The sequence below is a fragment of the Undibacterium sp. RuRC25W genome, from assembly GCF_049339825.1.
Lineage (GTDB): Bacteria > Pseudomonadota > Gammaproteobacteria > Burkholderiales > Burkholderiaceae_D > Undibacterium.
Genome location: NZ_JBMPPD010000013.1, coordinates 1 through 16,792 on the forward strand (window position 1 = coordinate 1; position 16,792 = coordinate 16,792).

15 protein-coding genes and 2 pseudogenes are annotated in these 16,792 nt (G+C 47.6%); 11 read left to right on the forward strand and 6 right to left on the reverse strand.

The window, feature by feature from the left end:
* Positions 1-294: 294 nt before the first annotated feature.
* The 3 genes from ggt to ACO0KV_RS07895 all read left to right on the forward strand — a co-directional run bounded on the left by ggt (position 295) and on the right by ACO0KV_RS07895 (position 2,663).
* Positions 295-2,034, forward strand: a complete 1,740-nt coding sequence (gene ggt, locus ACO0KV_RS07885) for a gamma-glutamyltransferase (RefSeq protein ID WP_423041598.1) — start codon at positions 295-297, stop codon at positions 2,032-2,034.
* A 144-nt stretch (positions 2,035-2,178) separates the two neighbouring features.
* The gene (locus ACO0KV_RS07890) at positions 2,179-2,463 is read left to right on the forward strand and encodes a hypothetical protein (RefSeq protein WP_423041600.1); all 285 of its coding nucleotides are present in this window, start codon (positions 2,179-2,181) and stop codon (positions 2,461-2,463) included.
* The gene (locus tag ACO0KV_RS07895; RefSeq protein WP_423041738.1) at positions 2,460-2,663 is read left to right on the forward strand and encodes a hypothetical protein; all 204 of its coding nucleotides are present in this window, start codon (positions 2,460-2,462) and stop codon (positions 2,661-2,663) included. Before ACO0KV_RS07890 ends, ACO0KV_RS07895 begins: the two co-directional genes overlap by 4 nt.
* A 71-nt stretch (positions 2,664-2,734) precedes the next feature.
* Here ACO0KV_RS07895 and ACO0KV_RS07900 read toward each other — a convergent pair whose 3' ends face one another.
* Positions 2,735-3,295 carry a 5-formyltetrahydrofolate cyclo-ligase gene (locus ACO0KV_RS07900; protein WP_423041602.1) on the reverse strand — a complete coding sequence of 187 codons (561 nt, stop codon included), beginning with the start codon at positions 3,293-3,295 and terminating at the stop codon, positions 2,735-2,737.
* Positions 3,296-3,357: 62 nt separating this feature from the next.
* Between ACO0KV_RS07900 and ACO0KV_RS07905 the strand changes: the two genes are divergently transcribed.
* The 4 genes from ACO0KV_RS07905 (at position 3,358) to ACO0KV_RS07920 (ending at position 8,040) form a co-directional block, all read left to right on the forward strand.
* Positions 3,358-5,328, forward strand: a complete 1,971-nt coding sequence (locus ACO0KV_RS07905; protein ID WP_423041604.1) for a transglycosylase SLT domain-containing protein — start codon at positions 3,358-3,360, stop codon at positions 5,326-5,328.
* Positions 5,328-6,041 carry a glutathione S-transferase family protein gene (locus ACO0KV_RS07910; protein ID WP_423041606.1) on the forward strand — a complete coding sequence of 238 codons (714 nt, stop codon included), beginning with the start codon at positions 5,328-5,330 and terminating at the stop codon, positions 6,039-6,041. The genes ACO0KV_RS07905 and ACO0KV_RS07910 overlap by 1 nt, the downstream gene beginning before the upstream one ends.
* A 2-nt stretch (positions 6,042-6,043) precedes the next feature.
* Positions 6,044-7,276: a multifunctional CCA addition/repair protein gene (locus ACO0KV_RS07915; protein ID WP_423041608.1), complete on the forward strand. Its 1,233-nt coding sequence runs from the start codon at positions 6,044-6,046 to the stop codon at positions 7,274-7,276.
* Between the two features lie 95 nt (positions 7,277-7,371).
* Entirely contained in the window at positions 7,372-8,040 is a 669-nt protein-coding gene (locus tag ACO0KV_RS07920) for a GNAT family N-acetyltransferase (RefSeq protein ID WP_423041610.1), read from the forward strand.
* 234 nt (positions 8,041-8,274) lie between these two features.
* Here the strand turns inward: ACO0KV_RS07920 and ACO0KV_RS07925 are convergent.
* Positions 8,275-9,180 (reverse strand): annotated as a pseudogene (locus tag ACO0KV_RS07925) (phenylacetate--CoA ligase family protein); the annotation flags it as partial.
* A 33-nt stretch (positions 9,181-9,213) separates the two neighbouring features.
* Here ACO0KV_RS07925 and ACO0KV_RS07930 point away from each other — a divergent pair.
* A pseudogene (locus ACO0KV_RS07930) lies at positions 9,214-9,459 on the forward strand (Crp/Fnr family transcriptional regulator); the annotation flags it as partial.
* Between the two features lie 65 nt (positions 9,460-9,524).
* Here the strand turns inward: ACO0KV_RS07930 and ACO0KV_RS07935 are convergent.
* Positions 9,525-10,031 (reverse strand): Lrp/AsnC family transcriptional regulator, encoded by a 507-nt coding sequence (locus ACO0KV_RS07935; protein WP_423041613.1) that lies wholly within the window; start codon positions 10,029-10,031, stop codon positions 9,525-9,527.
* 215 nt (positions 10,032-10,246) lie between these two features.
* Here ACO0KV_RS07935 and hppD point away from each other — a divergent pair, with 215 nt between their 5' ends.
* Positions 10,247-11,362: a 4-hydroxyphenylpyruvate dioxygenase gene (hppD, locus tag ACO0KV_RS07940; RefSeq protein WP_423041615.1), complete on the forward strand. Its 1,116-nt coding sequence runs from the start codon at positions 10,247-10,249 to the stop codon at positions 11,360-11,362.
* Between the two features lie 110 nt (positions 11,363-11,472).
* Positions 11,473-12,366 (forward strand): phenylalanine 4-monooxygenase, encoded by an 894-nt coding sequence (gene phhA / locus ACO0KV_RS07945; protein WP_423041617.1) that lies wholly within the window; start codon positions 11,473-11,475, stop codon positions 12,364-12,366.
* Positions 12,367-12,472: 106 nt separating this feature from the next.
* Here phhA and ACO0KV_RS07950 read toward each other — a convergent pair whose 3' ends face one another.
* From ACO0KV_RS07950 to ACO0KV_RS07960, 3 genes are all read right to left on the reverse strand, one after another.
* Positions 12,473-13,318, reverse strand: a complete 846-nt coding sequence (locus ACO0KV_RS07950) for a DUF2087 domain-containing protein (protein ID WP_423041619.1) — start codon at positions 13,316-13,318, stop codon at positions 12,473-12,475.
* Between the two features lie 316 nt (positions 13,319-13,634).
* Positions 13,635-14,504, reverse strand: a complete 870-nt coding sequence (locus ACO0KV_RS07955) for a lipid A biosynthesis acyltransferase (protein ID WP_423041621.1) — start codon at positions 14,502-14,504, stop codon at positions 13,635-13,637.
* Entirely contained in the window at positions 14,501-15,361 is an 861-nt protein-coding gene (locus tag ACO0KV_RS07960) for a lysophospholipid acyltransferase family protein (RefSeq protein ID WP_423041623.1), read from the reverse strand. The genes ACO0KV_RS07955 and ACO0KV_RS07960 overlap by 4 nt, the downstream gene beginning before the upstream one ends.
* A gap of 232 nt (positions 15,362-15,593) precedes the next feature.
* Here ACO0KV_RS07960 and metK point away from each other — a divergent pair, with 232 nt between their 5' ends.
* Positions 15,594-16,778 carry a methionine adenosyltransferase gene (gene metK / locus ACO0KV_RS07965; RefSeq protein WP_423041625.1) on the forward strand — a complete coding sequence of 395 codons (1,185 nt, stop codon included), beginning with the start codon at positions 15,594-15,596 and terminating at the stop codon, positions 16,776-16,778.
* The last annotated feature ends 14 nt before the right edge of the window (positions 16,779-16,792 follow it).

Below are 16,792 nucleotides of genomic sequence, written 5' to 3' on the forward strand. Positions count from 1 at the left end.
GGCTTGATAACCCGCTGAACCTTCTTGATACCGTTTAACAACGGCCAGTTTGAATTGCTTTGTGTATTTACTCATGAAAACACCCCAAAAGTTAGGACGGGTGTCCAACTTTTGGGGTGCAGTTCATTCGGGTGGCTTTTTTGTTGCCTAACATCATCTCATTCTGAACAAAAAAAACAGCTCTGTTACGATGCAGTTAGAATATGACAATATTAAGTTTTTTGCAGTGAAATCGCGAACCATTTTTCCGCAGACAAACCGAATACACCTATCTCTATCTGGAGCGACCCATCCGTGTTGATTAATAAAAAAATCTGTCTCGCACTCATTCTCGCCTCTGCATTCTGCGTAACCAGTCATGTCAGTCAGGCACAAATTGCCGCCAATGTTCACTACGATACTAACTTCCCGATCGTTAGCCCAGTCAGTACAAAAAATGGGATGGTGGTCACTGAACAGGCACTAGCGACACAAGTTGGTGCGGATATACTCAAGCGCGGTGGTAATGCGATCGATGCCGCTGTCGCAGTCGGCTTCGCACTGGCGGTCGTATTGCCTAACGCTGGCAATATTGGCGGCGGCGGATTTATGGTGATCCATGATGCAAAATCCGGTAAAGATATTGCGCTCGATTTTCGTGAGTTAGCCCCAGCAAAAGCACACCGCGATATGTATCTGGATGACAAAGGTAACGTCATTGCGAACAGTTCTATCTATACCCATAAGGCCATCGGCGTTCCTGGCACCATCGCTGGGTTAGATCTGGCGCTACGTAAGTACGGCACCATGCGCCTCGCAGATATCATCGCACCGTCGATTCACATCGCAGAACAAGGCTTTCCAATTACGCCGCATCTGGCATCACTGCTTGATGCCGAACGAGATCACCTCGGTAAATGGCCTGCCAGCAAAGCAATCTTTTTTAAAAATGGCAGACCTTTGACGACTGGGGAAAAACTGGTCCAAAAAGATCTCGCGCATTCACTCAAGCTGATCGCTGAGCAAGGGGCAAAAGTATTTTACGAAGGCGAAATAGCAAAAAAAATCGTTACCGAAATGCAGCAGCACGATGGCTTAATTTCTGCAGCAGACTTAAAAAACTATAAGGCCATTGAAAGGATTCCCGTCACTGGTAATTATCGTGGTTATCAAATTGTCTCCATGCCACCGCCAAGCTCCGGCGGCGTACATATTGTGCAAATGCTCAATATGTTGGAACATTTTCCACTCACAGATCAGGGTGTCAATAGTGCCAGGACCCTGCATGAGTTGAGCGAAGTCATGAAACTGGCCTATGCAGATCGCTCTGAGTATCTGGGTGATCCTGATTTTCTGCATGTTCCTGTAGCCGGTCTCACCTCGAAGTCTTATGCTGACACATTGGTAAAAAAAATCGACCTGACGCATGCAACCGCCTCTGAAAGCATCAAACCAGGTACGCCTGTCGCTTATGAAAGTGATCAGACAACCCACTTCAGCGTTGCAGATCAATTCGGCAATGTCGTTGCCACGACCTACACACTCAATCTGAATTTTGGCAGCGGCATTGTTGCTGCAGGTACCGGCATTGTCTTAAACGATGAAATGGATGATTTTTCCGTAAAACCTGGCGCACCCAATGCATTTGGTTTAATCGGCGGTGCAGCAAATGAAGTGCAACCCTTCAAACGCCCTCTCAGCTCGATGTCACCAACGATAGTATTAAAAGACAATAAACCCTTTCTGGTTACCGGCAGCCCAGGTGGCAGCCGTATCATTACCACCACCTTACAAATGATCATCAATGTGATTGACTTCAATATGAATGTCGCTGAAGCGACGGTGACGCCACGCATTCATCAACAGTGGATGCCCGATCAGTTGCGGTACGAAAAAGGGATCAGCGTCGATACGCTATCAATTCTGCGGCAGCAAGGGCAGCATTTAAAAGCAGGACAGGTCTTGGGAAAAACTCAGACAATTCAAATTGGAAAAGACGGGTTCTTTGGTTACTCTGACCCGAGAAATCCAGATGGTTTAGCGGCTGGCTTTTAATCTCAAGCTACCTATTGGGATGAGATTGACGCATCTCATCCCAATTGCAAACTAAACCTCAGACTGAACCGCAATCCACCGTTCATTCCGATTATTGATAGTAATGGTTATCTGAAAACTCATTCAGAAAGCTACGGCACGAACTTGAGTGTCCAAATCTCCAATGAAAACGACACCGATGTCGTGTCTATCCTCGGTACCATCAATACCACTATCACTGGTAAAATTGTTGCTGGAACAATCAATGGCGTCGAAGCCACCGGCAATGGAAAGAGTTTAACTACTGCAAAGGGCAACGCTGCCGAAGGCCTTGCGCTTCAGATGGACGACGAAAACACAGACAACTACGGTAGTGTCTCCTACTCAAGGGGCTATGCGTACGAGCTGGAAAAATCATCGCCAACCATCTATCGACTGGCGGCTCGCTGAAGAATGAAATAAATGGTCTCAACACGCAACTGAACCATCTACAGTCACGCGCAGAAACGATACAAACACATTTAAATTCCGTCCAGAAAATATACCCAAAACAATTTACCGAACTTGACAATGTATTAAGTGAACTTAAGAGAAAACAGAATTTTCTCACGTCACAAATTAACGCATTGAACAGAAAAAGAATTCGATGAGTCATACAACTATCGCGCTGCCCCAAGCGATAGGCATGTCTACCATCGTAATTGTTGAAGTAAATCCGAACTTACGAGCTGCTTTCAGTCAGGATCTTCGTCATGGCAACATCATGGATCCCTGGCTCAAACTCACAGTGTTGATTCTGATAAGCAATACCAATCGAGATCGCGGATGGCAACTGACTCAGCGTACGGTCATAAAAGCCACCGCCATAACCAAGACGATAGTTGCGCGAGTTAAAGCCAACACACGGAATCAACAGGACTTCCGGTATAACGAAGTGATCGCGCTGAAGCGGTACCGGTATCCCAAAGTCATCCTTTGTCATCGGATCACCTTCCTTCCACGCAAGAAATTGTAAAGGCATCTCTTTTGCAACGACAAGTGGAAAAGCAATCTGAATCCCCATGGCACTGATCTTGGAATAACATCCGCCTACATCGGGCTCACACTGGATTGGTGAATACACGGCAAGACTGGCTGGCTTTTCCTCCTCGCACCAAGCGAGCAAATGATCAATCAAGGACTGATCCCAGCGTTGGCGCTGTTGCAGATCAATCTGACGCCGCTGGTGTAACAAGTGTTTGCGCAATGTGCGACGTTCGTTAAGAACTTCTGTTGTCGTCATGTGTGCGCTGGGTGATGGCTGTGTCATACTGTCAGAAATTAGTTTTTTATAACGATCCCAAGATGTCAGTAAAATATCAAATAGCACAAATTACTCTGGTCATCTTAGCAGGTTTAAGCGCTTTTCCTGGCTCTTGCTCTGCTATCGACAAGAGAAGCTTTATCAACGATGATGACCGCTTCATGGCATTGCGCGATGCAGCCTATCATGATGATGCAGCGAATGCAGAACTGCATGCGTCAGCACTAGCCTCCTACGACATTCCTTCCTACGTAGACTACTACCGTATCCGGGCGCATTTACTAAAAGCATCGAACACGGAAATTGTTGAGTTTATCAATAAATATGAAGGCAGTGCTATCGCCGACAGAATGCGTAATGATTGGCTAAGCCTGCTTGGCAAACGCGGCAACTGGGACATATTTGATCAGCAATATCCGCTCTTTGTTGTGGCGGACGATAATCAATTGCGTTGTTATGCAGTTTTGTCAAAAGCAGTCAAAGGTCAAAAAGTCAACATTGAGGCTCAAAATTTACTCAATGCACCACGTGATTATGGGGATGGTTGCTACACGCTGGTCACCTACTTGACAGCCATCGGACAATTCACCCAGTCCGATCTCTGGACCCAGATGCGAATGGCAGCAGAAAACGGCGCGCAACCGTTGGCCCAGAGAATAGGAAAATTACTCGAGCTGCCTGAGAAAAAAATTACCCTATTGTTCGATAAACCAGAAAAACTTTTTAAGCAAGGTCCGGAGAGCAATCAATCCAGCCGAGAATTATTCGTCATAGCGCTAGGACGTATTGCGAAAAGTGATCCATCTGACGCAGCAGCATTGTTATCACGTTTTAGTAACAGATTAAACGAAGAACAACTTAGCAATGCATGGGCACAAATTGCGCTGCAATCTGCACTAAAGCTAGAACCAGACGCCCTCGCCTACTGGGTTCGGGCAGATGGCGCCACGTTCTCTTATGAGGCCTATCAATGGCGTGCACGCACGGCATTACGTGAGGGCGATTGGAAGTTACTGAAAAATGCAATCAACGCAATGCCTGCCAACTTAAAAAATATTCCGACCTGGATTTATTGGATGGGGCGCGCCTTAAAAGCCGAAGGTAAAAACGATGAAGCTCGGAAAATGTTTGCGGGCATCGCCGATCAGATCCATTTTTATGGCCAATTATCACTCGAAGAAAATGGGCAAAAAATTGGTGTTCCTATCGCTACCCGACCAGTCAGTGCTGAAGAACTCGCGCCAATAGAAAAAAACCCTAATATGCAGCGAGCCTTGAAATTTTATTCGATGAATTTACGTACCGAAGGTAACCGTGAATGGAATTGGGAGTTGCGTAAATTCAGTGAGCGTCAACACTTAATTGCTGCCGAATTAGCACGTAAAAATAATCTGCTCGATAGAATGGTGAACACATCAGACCGAACCAAAAGTGAGGTTGATTTTAACCAGCGTTTTCCGACACCATTTAATGAAAGCATGTACAAAACAACCCAGACACTGGGCTTAGATATGGCCTGGGTTTACGGCCTGATACGACAGGAATCACGCTTTATCATGACAGCGAAGTCCCAAGTCGGCGCCTCTGGATTGATGCAAATCATGCCAGCGACAGCCCGTTATGTCGCAAAAAAAATGGGCTTGGATAACTTTGTCCCTACGCAAGTGAATGACATTGATACCAATATTGTGCTCGGCACCAATTATTTGAATATGGTGCTGACCGATTTGGGTGGGTCTCAGGCGCTGGCATCAGCTGCCTACAACGCCGGACCGGGGCGACCACGTGCGTGGCGTGCCAAGCTAACGAGGCCGGTCGAGGGTGCCATCTTTGCTGAAACGATCCCGTTCAACGAAACGCGTGGTTACGTTAAAAACGTCCTATCCAATGCGACTTACTACGCAGCGCTGTTCGAAAGGAAACCACAGTCTTTAAAAGCCCGTCTGGGAATCGTCGTGCCAAAGGGCATGTCGGCCAGCGATGCAGAATTACCTGACGAGAGCAAACAATAATGCAAGACACTGAAATCCACCCAGCTCTGGCTGCGATTATGAATGATCGACGATCACCGATCGTGTTGGTCATCGGCAATAAAAATTATTCTTCATGGTCAATGCGACCATGGGTATTAATGAAGGCGTTCGGCATTCCATTTGAAGAGGTGCGAATTCCTCTTGGTCAACCGGATTCCACGACTCGCATTACCAATTACTCTATGGCAGGAAAAGTGCCGATACTGCTGATGAATGACATCAAGGTATGGGATTCAATGGCAATCTGCGAATTTTTAGCAGATCAGTTTCCACAGTTTCACTTATGGCCGAAAAATCTTGCAGCAAGAGCGCATGCACGTAGCATCTGCGCCGAGATGCATTCCGGTTTTTCATCGCTGCGCTTTGATATGCCAATGAATATTCGCGCCTCTCTTCATGGTAAAGGACGAACACTCGGCGCGCAGGCCGATATTGGTCGTATTTGCGAAATCTGGGAAGAGTGTTTTGCTAGTCACGGCGCACATGATTACCTGTTTGGTGACTTCTCTGTTGCAGATGCATATTTCGCGCCGGTTGTGATGCGTTTCCGTAGTTACGGTGTCTCGCTCGCACCTGCATTACAAGCATACGCAGACCGCGTTACCGCCCACCCAGCGGTCATGCAATGGATACGTGAAGCCTGTGCTGAAACTGAAACCATGGCATGGCATGATGCCCGTTCTGAAAAATAGCAATGAAGAAGACGTATATTGTCGGCGGCGCCGTTCGTGATGTATTGCTCGGGTTACCTATTCAAGACCGCGATTATGTCGTCGTCGGCAGTACGCCAGAGCAAATGCTGGCCGAAGGATTTCGTCCGGTAGGCAAGGATTTTCCGGTCTTTCTTCATCCTAAAACCCACCAAGAATATGCGCTGGCCCGCACCGAACGTAAAACGGCAGCTGGTTACAAGGGATTTGTCTTTCATACCGATGAACACGTCTCGTTAGAACAAGACCTGATACGACGTGATCTAACCATCAATGCGATGGCGCAAGACGAACAAGGCGTCATTCATGATCCGTTTAATGGACAACAAGATCTCCAGCAACGGGTATTTCGGCATGTGTCTGATGCGTTTGCAGAAGATCCGGTGCGAATATTACGCGTGGCTAGGTTTGCCGCACGTTTTTCGGTCACACCTTATGATTTTTCAGTCGCCCCCGAAACCATGGCGCTCATGTCATCCATGGTTGACGCTGGAGAAGTCGATGCGCTGGTCCCAGAACGTGTGTGGCAGGAATTATCGCGCGGTTTAATGGAAGTAAAACCTTCAAGGATGTTCGAGGTCCTACGTGCTTGTGGCGCACTTAAACGCCTACTACCGGAACTCGATGCCCTATGGGGTGTTCCACAGCCAGAAAAATATCACCCTGAGATCGATACCGGCGTTCATGTCATGCTGGTCATTGATTATGCTGCGGCTAAAGGTTATTCACTCCCAATCCGATTTGCGGCGTTACTACACGATCTCGGTAAAGGCACCACGCCTCCCGAACTCTGGCCCCGCCATCATGGCCACGAGGACCGTAGCGCCAAATTAGTCGATCAGGTCTGTCAACGCCTAAAAGTACCCGCAGAATGCCGCGATCTTGCATTGATGACTGCACGCGATCATGGAAACGTGGGTCGGGCGCTAGAAATGCGGCCAGCCACCCTTGTTGAGCTATTCATTCGCAATGACGCCTTTCGAAAGCCGCAACGTTTTGTCGATATGCTACGTGCGGCAGAATGCGATTGCTTCGGTCGCAGCGGTTTAGCGCACATCGATTTTCCTCAGCCTGCATTTTTAGAAGCGGCTCTGCATGCAGCGCAACAAGTCAATGGTGGAGAGATTGCCCGCGAGTATGCCGACCAGCCTCAACGCATCCCAGAAGCGATCCGCGAAGCTAGAATTTTTGCGGTGCAGCAATTTAAAAATAAGTGATTTCTTCTTATTTTTAGGCTTTTCTGGAATAATTGGGACGAATAGTCTAGAATACTTTGTGCGCTGCACCAATTTGGCTGTAGCAAGGAGCAACAATGAATCCTATCGATATTTTCCCCATGAATTTCAGTAAGTCCAGCGGATCGGGCAAAGCGAGTATTTACGTCAAAGAGCTATCAGAAAAAGATAGACATCGTATTCTGCGGCATTTTCTTGCCTTGGAGGAAAGTGACCGCCTATTGCGCTTTGGTACGTATTTACCTGATGCGATGGTAGAGAAATACGTGGAAGGGATCGATTTCTCACGTGACAAGGTTTTTGGCGTCATGAGTCACCACTTCCGACTGGTTGGCGTCGGCCATTTAGCCTTTGCTCCACGCAGCGAAAAAGACGAAGCCACCGATAAAGATACCGTCGCCGAATTCGGCGTCTCCGTATCAAAAACCGCCCGTGGCAAAGGTGTTGGCGCAAAATTATTTGAGCGCGGCGCTATTCATTGCCGCAATGCTGACGTCGATACCTTATACATGCATTGTCTGTCGTCGAATCAGACCATGATCCATATTGCCAAAAAAGCAGGTATGGAAATTCATCGTGAATACGGTGAGGCAGATGCCTACCTCAAACTACTTCCTGCTAACCCAGCGAGCGTCTTGCGGGAGGCAGTACAAGAACAAGTAGCCTCCATCGATTACACGATCAAAGCCAATACCCGTGCGGCGGTGAAATGGATCAGGCATTTGCCAGGAATAAGACAGAAATAAGGTAGCAAAAAGCCCGCTCTTGGCGGGCTTCGATGACGCAACGAGAGCGTATGCACTATTCAAATCCTTTCAGTCCGTCAAAAATCTCTTGGCTTGGATCGAACTCATGCGTATGACTTCCAAAGCGCAACGAATGATCGAAGGCTACAGCGGTATGAATTTTTCCGACCATTTTATGCGCTTTCGGCTAGAGGCGACAACTTGACCGTACCGCCAAATCTGGCATCTTCGCTTTTACGTATAATCGCGCAAATCGGCAATCACGCGACCATCATTGGGCAAGTCATTTAGGTTGAGTAATTTAACGTCTGCGCGCAATTTAGTCACATCGCGGATCGTAGAAATAATACTGGCGATGCGACGCTCTGCGAATTCATCGTCTGGATTGCTCACCTCGCAGTACAACGTCATGATGTCGCGCGACACTTTTCCGGTTATTTCTAGGCGCGCTTTGTTGATTTCTGGATGTCTTCGCAGGATATCGCTGATCTGTGACGGATGCACAAACATAGCACGAATCTTTGTGGTCTGATCCGCACGTCCTAACCAGCCACGAAGGCGTTGACTGGTTCTTCCACACGGAGAAATTCCTGGCAAAATTGCCGACAAATCTCCTGTGGCAAAGCGGATTAATGGATAATCAGAATTAAATGAAGTGATCACTACTTCACCCACTTCACCAGCAGCAAGAACATCGCCGGTACCAGGGCGCACAATTTCAAGCAAAAGCTCTTCATCCAGAATCATGCCTGGATTGATCTCGTTATCACTCACTGTTTCATAGGCTATATTTCCAATGTCTGCGCTGGCATACATTTGCAAAACACGTTCTACTCCATTTTGTTGTAGCCATTGCCGCAACGATGGAGGAAGTGCTTCAGCACCGACAAGGGCATATTTTAAACTGCTGATGTCAGCACCTAGTTCCTGTGCCTTTTCCAGAATTAACTTTAAAAAACTTGGTGTTCCTGCATAGACTTGCGGACGTAATGCCGCAATGGCCTGCACCTGCATTTCTGTTTGCCCAACGCCCGCGGGAATTACCGTGCAGCCCAAATACTGTGCAGCACTTTCCACCATGAATGCCGCTGGGGTAAAGTGATAAGAAAAACAGTTTTGAATAATTGCGCCAGAACGCACGGGGGTGCGGACAATTTCTTGGACTGATTTATGTTATTAAACCTAGACACTCGCGTTGCACGTTGTCTGGCAGCGCTTTTTCACCCACATTTAAATCCGAATTCCGGTCTATATTTGCAAATTTCCCAGGAAGAAATTGGCTATTTGTGTAAAACCACGCGGCAGCGCGCCAATCAGGTGTTACAGGTTCTGGAAAAGCAGGGGCTCATTACTCACGACTACGGTGGCATTACTATTCTTGATTTGGATGGTTTGCGGCAATTTCAGGGTACAGATTGATCGTATTACGATCGAATGGACGCCCTCTTTAACTAAAACACAAATTTACTGCTGTGTGAAATTAACTATGCCCCTCCCCCCAAGACAGGCAGTGCCGTTGTCTCTTTAATCTGCTGCAAAGCAAAGCTCGATTTCACATCAAGTACGGATGGATGGCGCAATAGCGTTTCCATCATGAAACGTGAGAAGTGATCCATGTCTTCCACATGAACACGCAATAAGTAATCCATTTCACCCGTCATCGCATAGCAGGCGACGACTTCGGGCCACTGTGCTACGGAAGCAGAGAAATCGTCGCGAGGCGAACGCGAGGCGCCTTTGCCAGGGTGATCGCTGTGTTTTTCTAATCTCACATTCACATACGCCAATAATCCGAGCCCAATTTTGGCTGGCTCAAGCAAGGCAACATACTTACGAATCACACCTGTTTCTTCCAGACGATTAATCCGTCGAAGACAGGGCGACGGCGAGAGATTGATGCGCTCAGCCACTTCCTGATTTGTCAGTTGTCCGTCTGCTTGCAAGATAGCAAGAATTTTACGGTCAATTTTATCCAATACTATTTCAGCCATAACTTGCCACAAATTTATTAATATACGCAATATTATTGCTCATATTTTGTTTTCCTTGGGTTATTTTGAAATTTTATGGCGCGTTTGACGGACTATACTGATACGTTGATCTACGTCAAATCGCCATCAAAACGGCATCAATATGGCGTAGAACACGAATGAACACCAATGAACTTCATTGAATTTCGTTGACCTTATTAATAACGGAGACCAGCATGACATTACAGACATGGGAAAACCCAATGGGTACCGATGGCTTTGAGTTTATCGAATATGCAGCACCAGACCCAAAAGCACTCGGCGATTTATTCATCACCATGGGCTTTACTGCGATTGCTAAACACCGCACGAAAGATGTAACTTTATTCCGTCAAGGCGATGTCAACTTCATCATCAATGCAGAACCCGATTCTTTCGCACAAAAATTTGCCCGTAAGCACGGTCAGTCTGTTTGTGCTTTTGCGTTCCGCGTTAAAGATGCGAACGCCGCTTACAAACGTGCGCTGGAATTAGGTGCATGGGGTTTTGACAACAAAACCGGTCCGATGGAATTGAACATCCCTGCAATCAAAGGGATTGGCGATTCATTGATTTATTTCGTTGATCGCTGGCACGGTAAAGATGGCGCAGAACCAGGCGCTATCGGCAACATCAGCATCTATGACGCTGACTTCGTCGCCTTACCAGGTGTTGCCTCTAATCCGTTTGGTAATGGGTTGACTTACATCGATCACCTGACACACAACGTCCACCGTGGCCGCATGAAAGAATGGGCAGATTTCTACGAAACCCTGTTCAACTTCCGTGAGATCCGTTATTTCGATATCGCTGGCAAACACACTGGCCTGAAATCAAAAGCGATGACATCACCATGCGGCAAAATCCGTATTCCTATCAACGAATCTTCTGATGATAAATCCCAGATCGCTGAATACCTGGATCAGTACCATGGTGAAGGCGTTCAACATATCGCAATGGGTACGGACAATATCTACAAAACCGTTGGCGATATGAAAACTGCTGGCGTGAGCTTCCAGGACACCATCGAGACTTACTATGATCTGGTTGATCGCCGTTTGCCAGGCCACGGTGAAAACCTCGAAGAACTGCGCAAACTGCGCGTTCTAATCGATGGTAAGAGCACAGAGACATCACGTGAACTGTTATTGCAGATCTTTACGACTACGGTCATCGGTCCGATCTTCTTTGAAATCATCCAACGTAAAGGCGATCAAGGTTTTGGCGAAGGTAACTTCCGTGCGTTGTTTGAATCGATTGAGCTTGACCAGATTCGTCGCGGCGTATTGAAAGAGGACAAGGCATCTGCCTGATTATCCTGATCAACGTTTGCGAATCAACGTTATCTGAAATGAGACAACAACAAAAGGCTGACACGTCAAAAGGTCAGCTTTTTGTCCTTAAAAAATAACAAAGAAAAAACATGGATACGACAACTCTCGATACTACCGTTTCGAACGCAGATTTTTTAGCGACCGTCGCGACCAAATCGGATGGTGCGGCCCTGCGTGGTGACTATACGCACGCTGACGAACAATATGTCGTTCAGCAACACTGGGATTCTTATTCCAACGAAGAGCATGCGCTCTGGCGAAAACTGTATCAACGTCAAATGAGCTTATTGCCAGGTCGTGCGTGTGATGAGTTTATCGACGCACTCGTGCAAATGAATGCCGCGGATGGCATTCCTGAATTTACTAAAACCTCAGAAGAATTATTCAAAGCAACGGGCTGGACGATTGTTGCTGTGCCGGGACTGATTCCGGAACTGACGTTTTTTGAACATCTGGCCAACCGTCGCTTCCCGGTCACGGTCTGGCTGCGCACCCCAGAAGAATTTAATTACATCGTTGAACCAGACGTCTTTCATGACTTTTTTGGACACGTACCGATGTTGTTTAACCCTGTTTTTGCAGACTACATGCAGTTGTATGGCAAAGGCGGGTTAAAGGCGATGAAATTAGGCGGCCTAGATCAACTGGCGCGCTTGTACTGGTACACCGTAGAATTTGGTCTGATCAATACCAAAGACGGTATGCGGATTTATGGTGCTGGTATTTTGTCGTCGGGTGGCGAAGTCGAATACTGTCTAACACCCGGTACCACGTCGCGTCATATCCACCTCGATATTGAGCGCTGCCTTAATACGCTCTACAAAATCGACAGCTATCAAGAAACCTATTTTGTCATCAATAATTTCCAAGAATTATTTGATGGTACAGCACCAGATTTTAAACCCTACTACGACAAACTCAAATTGGGCGAGGCATTTCCGGCAAATAGTTTATTGCCTGGTGAAGTAGCGCTGTTACCGTAAATCTTTCCAAGAGAAAAATATACTCCCCCGTAGTATTAAAATGATGTCCTTATATTGCAATGACATAAGGTCATTTTTTCGAGACAGATAGGGGGAGTATTTTTATTTAGACGGCGATATCGACATCTTCAGGCTGACGCCAATACACCCCTTCTTGCCTGATCATCAAACCATTCACGATCATTTCGCGCCTCAAGGTTGCATAGTCTTCATGAAAACCCAAAAAGAACCTGTTCATTTCTGCTTCTGAATAGCGGCGTGTCGTCTCTAATTGATTGACCAGCCACTGCAAAATCACCAAGCGTTTTTTTCGTTGTTCAGGAATTTTAATCAAGCGTCCCTGTTGTACAAACGATTTCAATACGCGTTGCGCTTCGTCCTCAGTCGATTGCAAATCCAACTTACTTTGCTGCACATCCCAGATTTTTTCAAAACGTTCAACGCGTGTTGCCTGTAGACGATATTGCGCTAATGTTAGCCAGCTGTTTGAGCTGTAGCCCGCGATCAAATTGCGGCCGATGATGTCCCACGATGCGTCCTCTGGATTCATTCCTAAAGCGCGAACGTAATCGACACCAACAACCACATACTGGCGCCGATACGGCAACAAATAATCATCTGGATGCGCCTGTAATTGCGTAAGCGCCTGCGCATAGCTTGAAAACCAATGATTCGTGTAACCACCCACCTCTGCACCATGCCAGAAATCCCCCATATCTGCACCAGCAAGGGCTCTTCCACTTAAGACTTCACGGGCATGTTCCCAATGCTGAAAACCACAATCGGCGGCAGCCAGATTGAGACAATGGCGCAATTGCCACTCCTCAGGTAATGCCCATTTTTGCTTGCGACTCAACATAAGCGCTCGCTTATTGGCGGCAACATTTTTATTTTGCAACAGTTTGAGCAACAACCGTGCGCGGGTTTTGATTTCAGTCGTCAAGGCATTCATAACGACGCTCCATGACCACAAAAATCGGTTCGCAAAGAAGGCCACTGACAATCAGTTTGGGGGAGGAGAACAAAGAAACTACGACAAGACATTAACATGACAGGCTCCAATTCGCTTATCGACGACCCGCTGACGTCAAACGAAAATGGCAAGTTCACATTAATCAAAGTGAAATACGTGAAATAGCAGGGTGAGAGCCTCTTGTGCGGGGAGGCGCCCCTTAGCACCTGTGGGTCGATTGTAAATTGGTTCAGAACGTTATGTCAACGATGGTGCAAACATGTCAAAGTGAAAAGTCAGCATCCAAATCAACTCATCAATACACGCTAGGAACGCCCTCAGGACGTGTTTTAAAACGTTTATGTGCCCAGAAATATTCAGACGGCGCTTTTAAAATTTCTTGCTCAATAAACGCGTTCATACGCCGCGTCGCGGTGGTCATATCTTCGTCACCGGGATAGTTTTCCCAAGGCGGATGAAACGTCACTTTCCAGCCACGATAATGTGGCAACATGGTCGCAATGACCGGCACAATTCTGGCGCCGGTACTGGCTGCGAGGCGTGGCATCGCAGTCAGTGTGGCGGCGGGAATGCCAAAGAACGGAATAAATTCAGCGTTCTTTACCCCAAAATCCATGTCTGGCAACATGAAATAAGGTAAGCCTTCTTTGGTCATAGCACGAATAATCGGCTTAACACCTTCGGCACGTGAAAAGAGTTTGACAGGACGAAAACGCGATCGCCCCTGTCGTAATGCGCGATCGAACACCTTGTTGCGTTGTTCGGTATAAATCGAACACAAAGAGGATTCCAGCATCACCGCCACACCAGCCACATCCAGACAGACAAAATGCGGGCACATCAAAATCGTCGGTCCAGATTGAATCACCTCCAGCGGCACTTTTGGATCAACCTGAATCAGCCGTTTTAAACGGGCTTCAGAGCCCCACCACAAAATGCCGCGTTCCAGCACGCTGCGTGCATACATTTCAAAGTGCTGTTTCGCTATTTTTTCCCGCTCGACTTCGCTCAGATGCGGCAGACACAAGCGCAAATTAGTCAGCGTAATGTGCCGGCGCGAGCGGATCAGCATAAACAACAGGCGGCCGACACCTGCACCGATGCGGCCTAACACCGACAACGGTAGCCAATGCAAGAGCCACATCAGGAAGAGCACTAGTCTCATGCTTGCTCCCGCGCGGTAGTTGCTTTAGGACCAGCCACCCCTTCCGGCGTCTTGTAGCGGTTATAACTCCAGAAATATTGTGCTGGTGATCGAGCAATTAGTTTTTCCATCGAACGATTGATCGCTTCGGCTTGTTGCGTCACGTCACCTGTTAATTCTTCTTCAAATTTCACAAAACGTACGACAAACCCTTTGCCATGGGGCAAACGCTCGGCGTAGGTCAGAATAATTGGTGCACCGCTCATGCTGTGCAGTTTTGCTGACAAGGTCATGGTATAGGCCTGCTTACCAAAAAAATTTGCCCAGACGCCCTCACCTTCTTGCGGCACCTGATCGGGCAGCAACCCAATTGCTTCGCCTTTTTTCAGCGCCTTTGCCATGATCCGCACCCCCGACAGGTTGGCAGCAGCGAGCAATAAATTGTCGCGGGCGCGGGCGCCCTCAATGAGTGGTTTGAGGGCGTCTTTACGCGGGGGGCGATATAAAACAGTCAAGCGCGTTCTGACGGCAATCATTTGCGCCACAATTTCAAAACAGCCTAAATGAGGCGTCAATAAAATAACGCCCTTTTTGGCATCTAATGCCTCTTGAAGGATGTCCCAGTTTTCCATTGTTGCCGTTGCTAACACCCGTTCCGGTTTAGCGCACCAGATAAATGGGAGTTCGAGCACATTCTTGCCTGCTTCGCGGATGGCGTCGCCAATATGGTCAGAAAAACCCGCGCGTGCGAGGTTTTCTTGCAACCGCTGCCGATATGATCCTGACAACAAATAGACGAGACGCCCCAGTATCGCGCCAACAAAATGCAGCACTGACAGAGGGAAAATTGATAAGAAACGGAATAGAGTGACGAGCATGAGGCTGATCAAGAGTAGTAGAAAAAATGAAGGGTATTCGACACAGCTTGAATAGAAGGCGTAAAATATCACATATTGGCTTGCTTTGGACGTTCCGTTGGAGCACAAAAGCAAGCCACCGCCGAGTTAACAGACAACTTGCGAGGCGGTATACAAGTTCCGCTAAAGCGTCGCAGGTTCTCTTTTCGACTGCGGCATAATTTTTTACGGTCATTTTTTATAGGAGCCTGCGATGGCAAATGATTTTCTTTTTACCTCCGAATCCGTGTCCGAAGGACATCCGGACAAAGTCGCGGATCAGATCTCTGATGCGATTCTGGATGCGATTCTTGAACAAGATCCACGTTCCCGCGTTGCTGCCGAAACCCTGACCAATACTGGTCTGGTCGTTCTGGCAGGTGAAATCACCACAAACGCTCACGTCGATTACATCCAGGTAGCACGTGACACGATCAAGCGTATCGGCTACGACAATACCGATTATGGCATTGACCATAAAGGTTGCGCGGTACTGGTGGCGTACGACAAACAATCCAACGATATTGCTCAGGGCGTTGATCGCGCCAGCGATGATTACCTCAACATCGGTGCTGGCGACCAGGGTCTGATGTTTGGTTATGCTTGCGATGAAACACCAGAATTGATGCCTGCACCGATTTACTACGCGCATCGTCTGGTAGAACGTCAAGCGCAGTTGCGTAAAGATGGCCGTCTGCCATTCTTGCGCCCGGATGCAAAATCCCAGGTCACCATGCGTTATGTCGATGGTAAGCCACACAGTATCGATACAGTCGTGTTATCCACACAGCACAGCCCTGATCAAAGTGAATCAGCGGCAAAAATGAAGCAATCCTTCATTGATGCCGTGATTGAAGAGATCATCAAGCCAGTACTGCCAAAAGAATGGTTGCAAGATACGAAGTATCTGATTAACCCGACTGGCCGTTTTGTGATCGGTGGTCCGCAAGGTGATTGCGGCTTAACAGGTCGTAAAATTATCGTCGATACCTACGGTGGCGCTTGCCCACACGGCGGTGGTGCGTTCTCTGGTAAAGATCCTACAAAAGTCGACCGTTCTGCAGCGTACGCAGCGCGTTATGTTGCGAAAAATATCGTCGCTGCTGGTCTCGCGCGTCAGTGCCAGATCCAAGTTGCTTACGCGATTGGTGTTGCCCGTCCGATGAACGTGACTGTCTACACTGAAGGTACTGGTGTGATTCCTGATGATCAGATCGCCGCATTGGTGAACGAACATTTTGACTTGCGTCCACGAGGGATTATCCAAATGCTCGATCTGCTGCGCCCAATTTACTCTAAAACTGCTGCTTACGGTCACTTTGGTCGTGAAGAGCCTGAGTTCACATGGGAACGCACTGACAAAGCAGCCATTCTGCGCGCCGCCGCAGGTCTAAAGTAAACAAAGTAAGGAGT

Excerpts from the sequence above, each read along its gene's own strand:
- ACO0KV_RS07900 (WP_423041602.1), bottom strand. The coding sequence starts at position 3,295 with ATGACGACAACAGAAGTTCTTAACGAACGTCGCACATTGCGCAAACAC.
- ACO0KV_RS07905 (WP_423041604.1), top strand. The coding sequence starts at position 3,358 with ATGTCAGTAAAATATCAAATAGCACAAATTACTCTGGTCATCTTAGCA.
- ACO0KV_RS07910 (WP_423041606.1), top strand. The coding sequence starts at position 5,328 with ATGCAAGACACTGAAATCCACCCAGCTCTGGCTGCGATTATGAATGAT.
- ACO0KV_RS07915 (WP_423041608.1), top strand. The coding sequence starts at position 6,044 with ATGAAGAAGACGTATATTGTCGGCGGCGCCGTTCGTGATGTATTGCTC.
- ACO0KV_RS07920 (WP_423041610.1), top strand. The coding sequence starts at position 7,372 with ATGAATCCTATCGATATTTTCCCCATGAATTTCAGTAAGTCCAGCGGA.
- ACO0KV_RS07935 (WP_423041613.1), bottom strand. The coding sequence starts at position 10,031 with ATGGCTGAAATAGTATTGGATAAAATTGACCGTAAAATTCTTGCTATC.
- hppD (WP_423041615.1), top strand. The coding sequence starts at position 10,247 with ATGACATTACAGACATGGGAAAACCCAATGGGTACCGATGGCTTTGAG.
- phhA (WP_423041617.1), top strand. The coding sequence starts at position 11,473 with ATGGATACGACAACTCTCGATACTACCGTTTCGAACGCAGATTTTTTA.
- ACO0KV_RS07950 (WP_423041619.1), bottom strand. The coding sequence starts at position 13,318 with ATGAATGCCTTGACGACTGAAATCAAAACCCGCGCACGGTTGTTGCTC.
- ACO0KV_RS07955 (WP_423041621.1), bottom strand. The coding sequence starts at position 14,504 with ATGAGACTAGTGCTCTTCCTGATGTGGCTCTTGCATTGGCTACCGTTG.
- ACO0KV_RS07960 (WP_423041623.1), bottom strand. The coding sequence starts at position 15,361 with ATGCTCGTCACTCTATTCCGTTTCTTATCAATTTTCCCTCTGTCAGTG.
- metK (WP_423041625.1), top strand. The coding sequence starts at position 15,594 with ATGGCAAATGATTTTCTTTTTACCTCCGAATCCGTGTCCGAAGGACAT.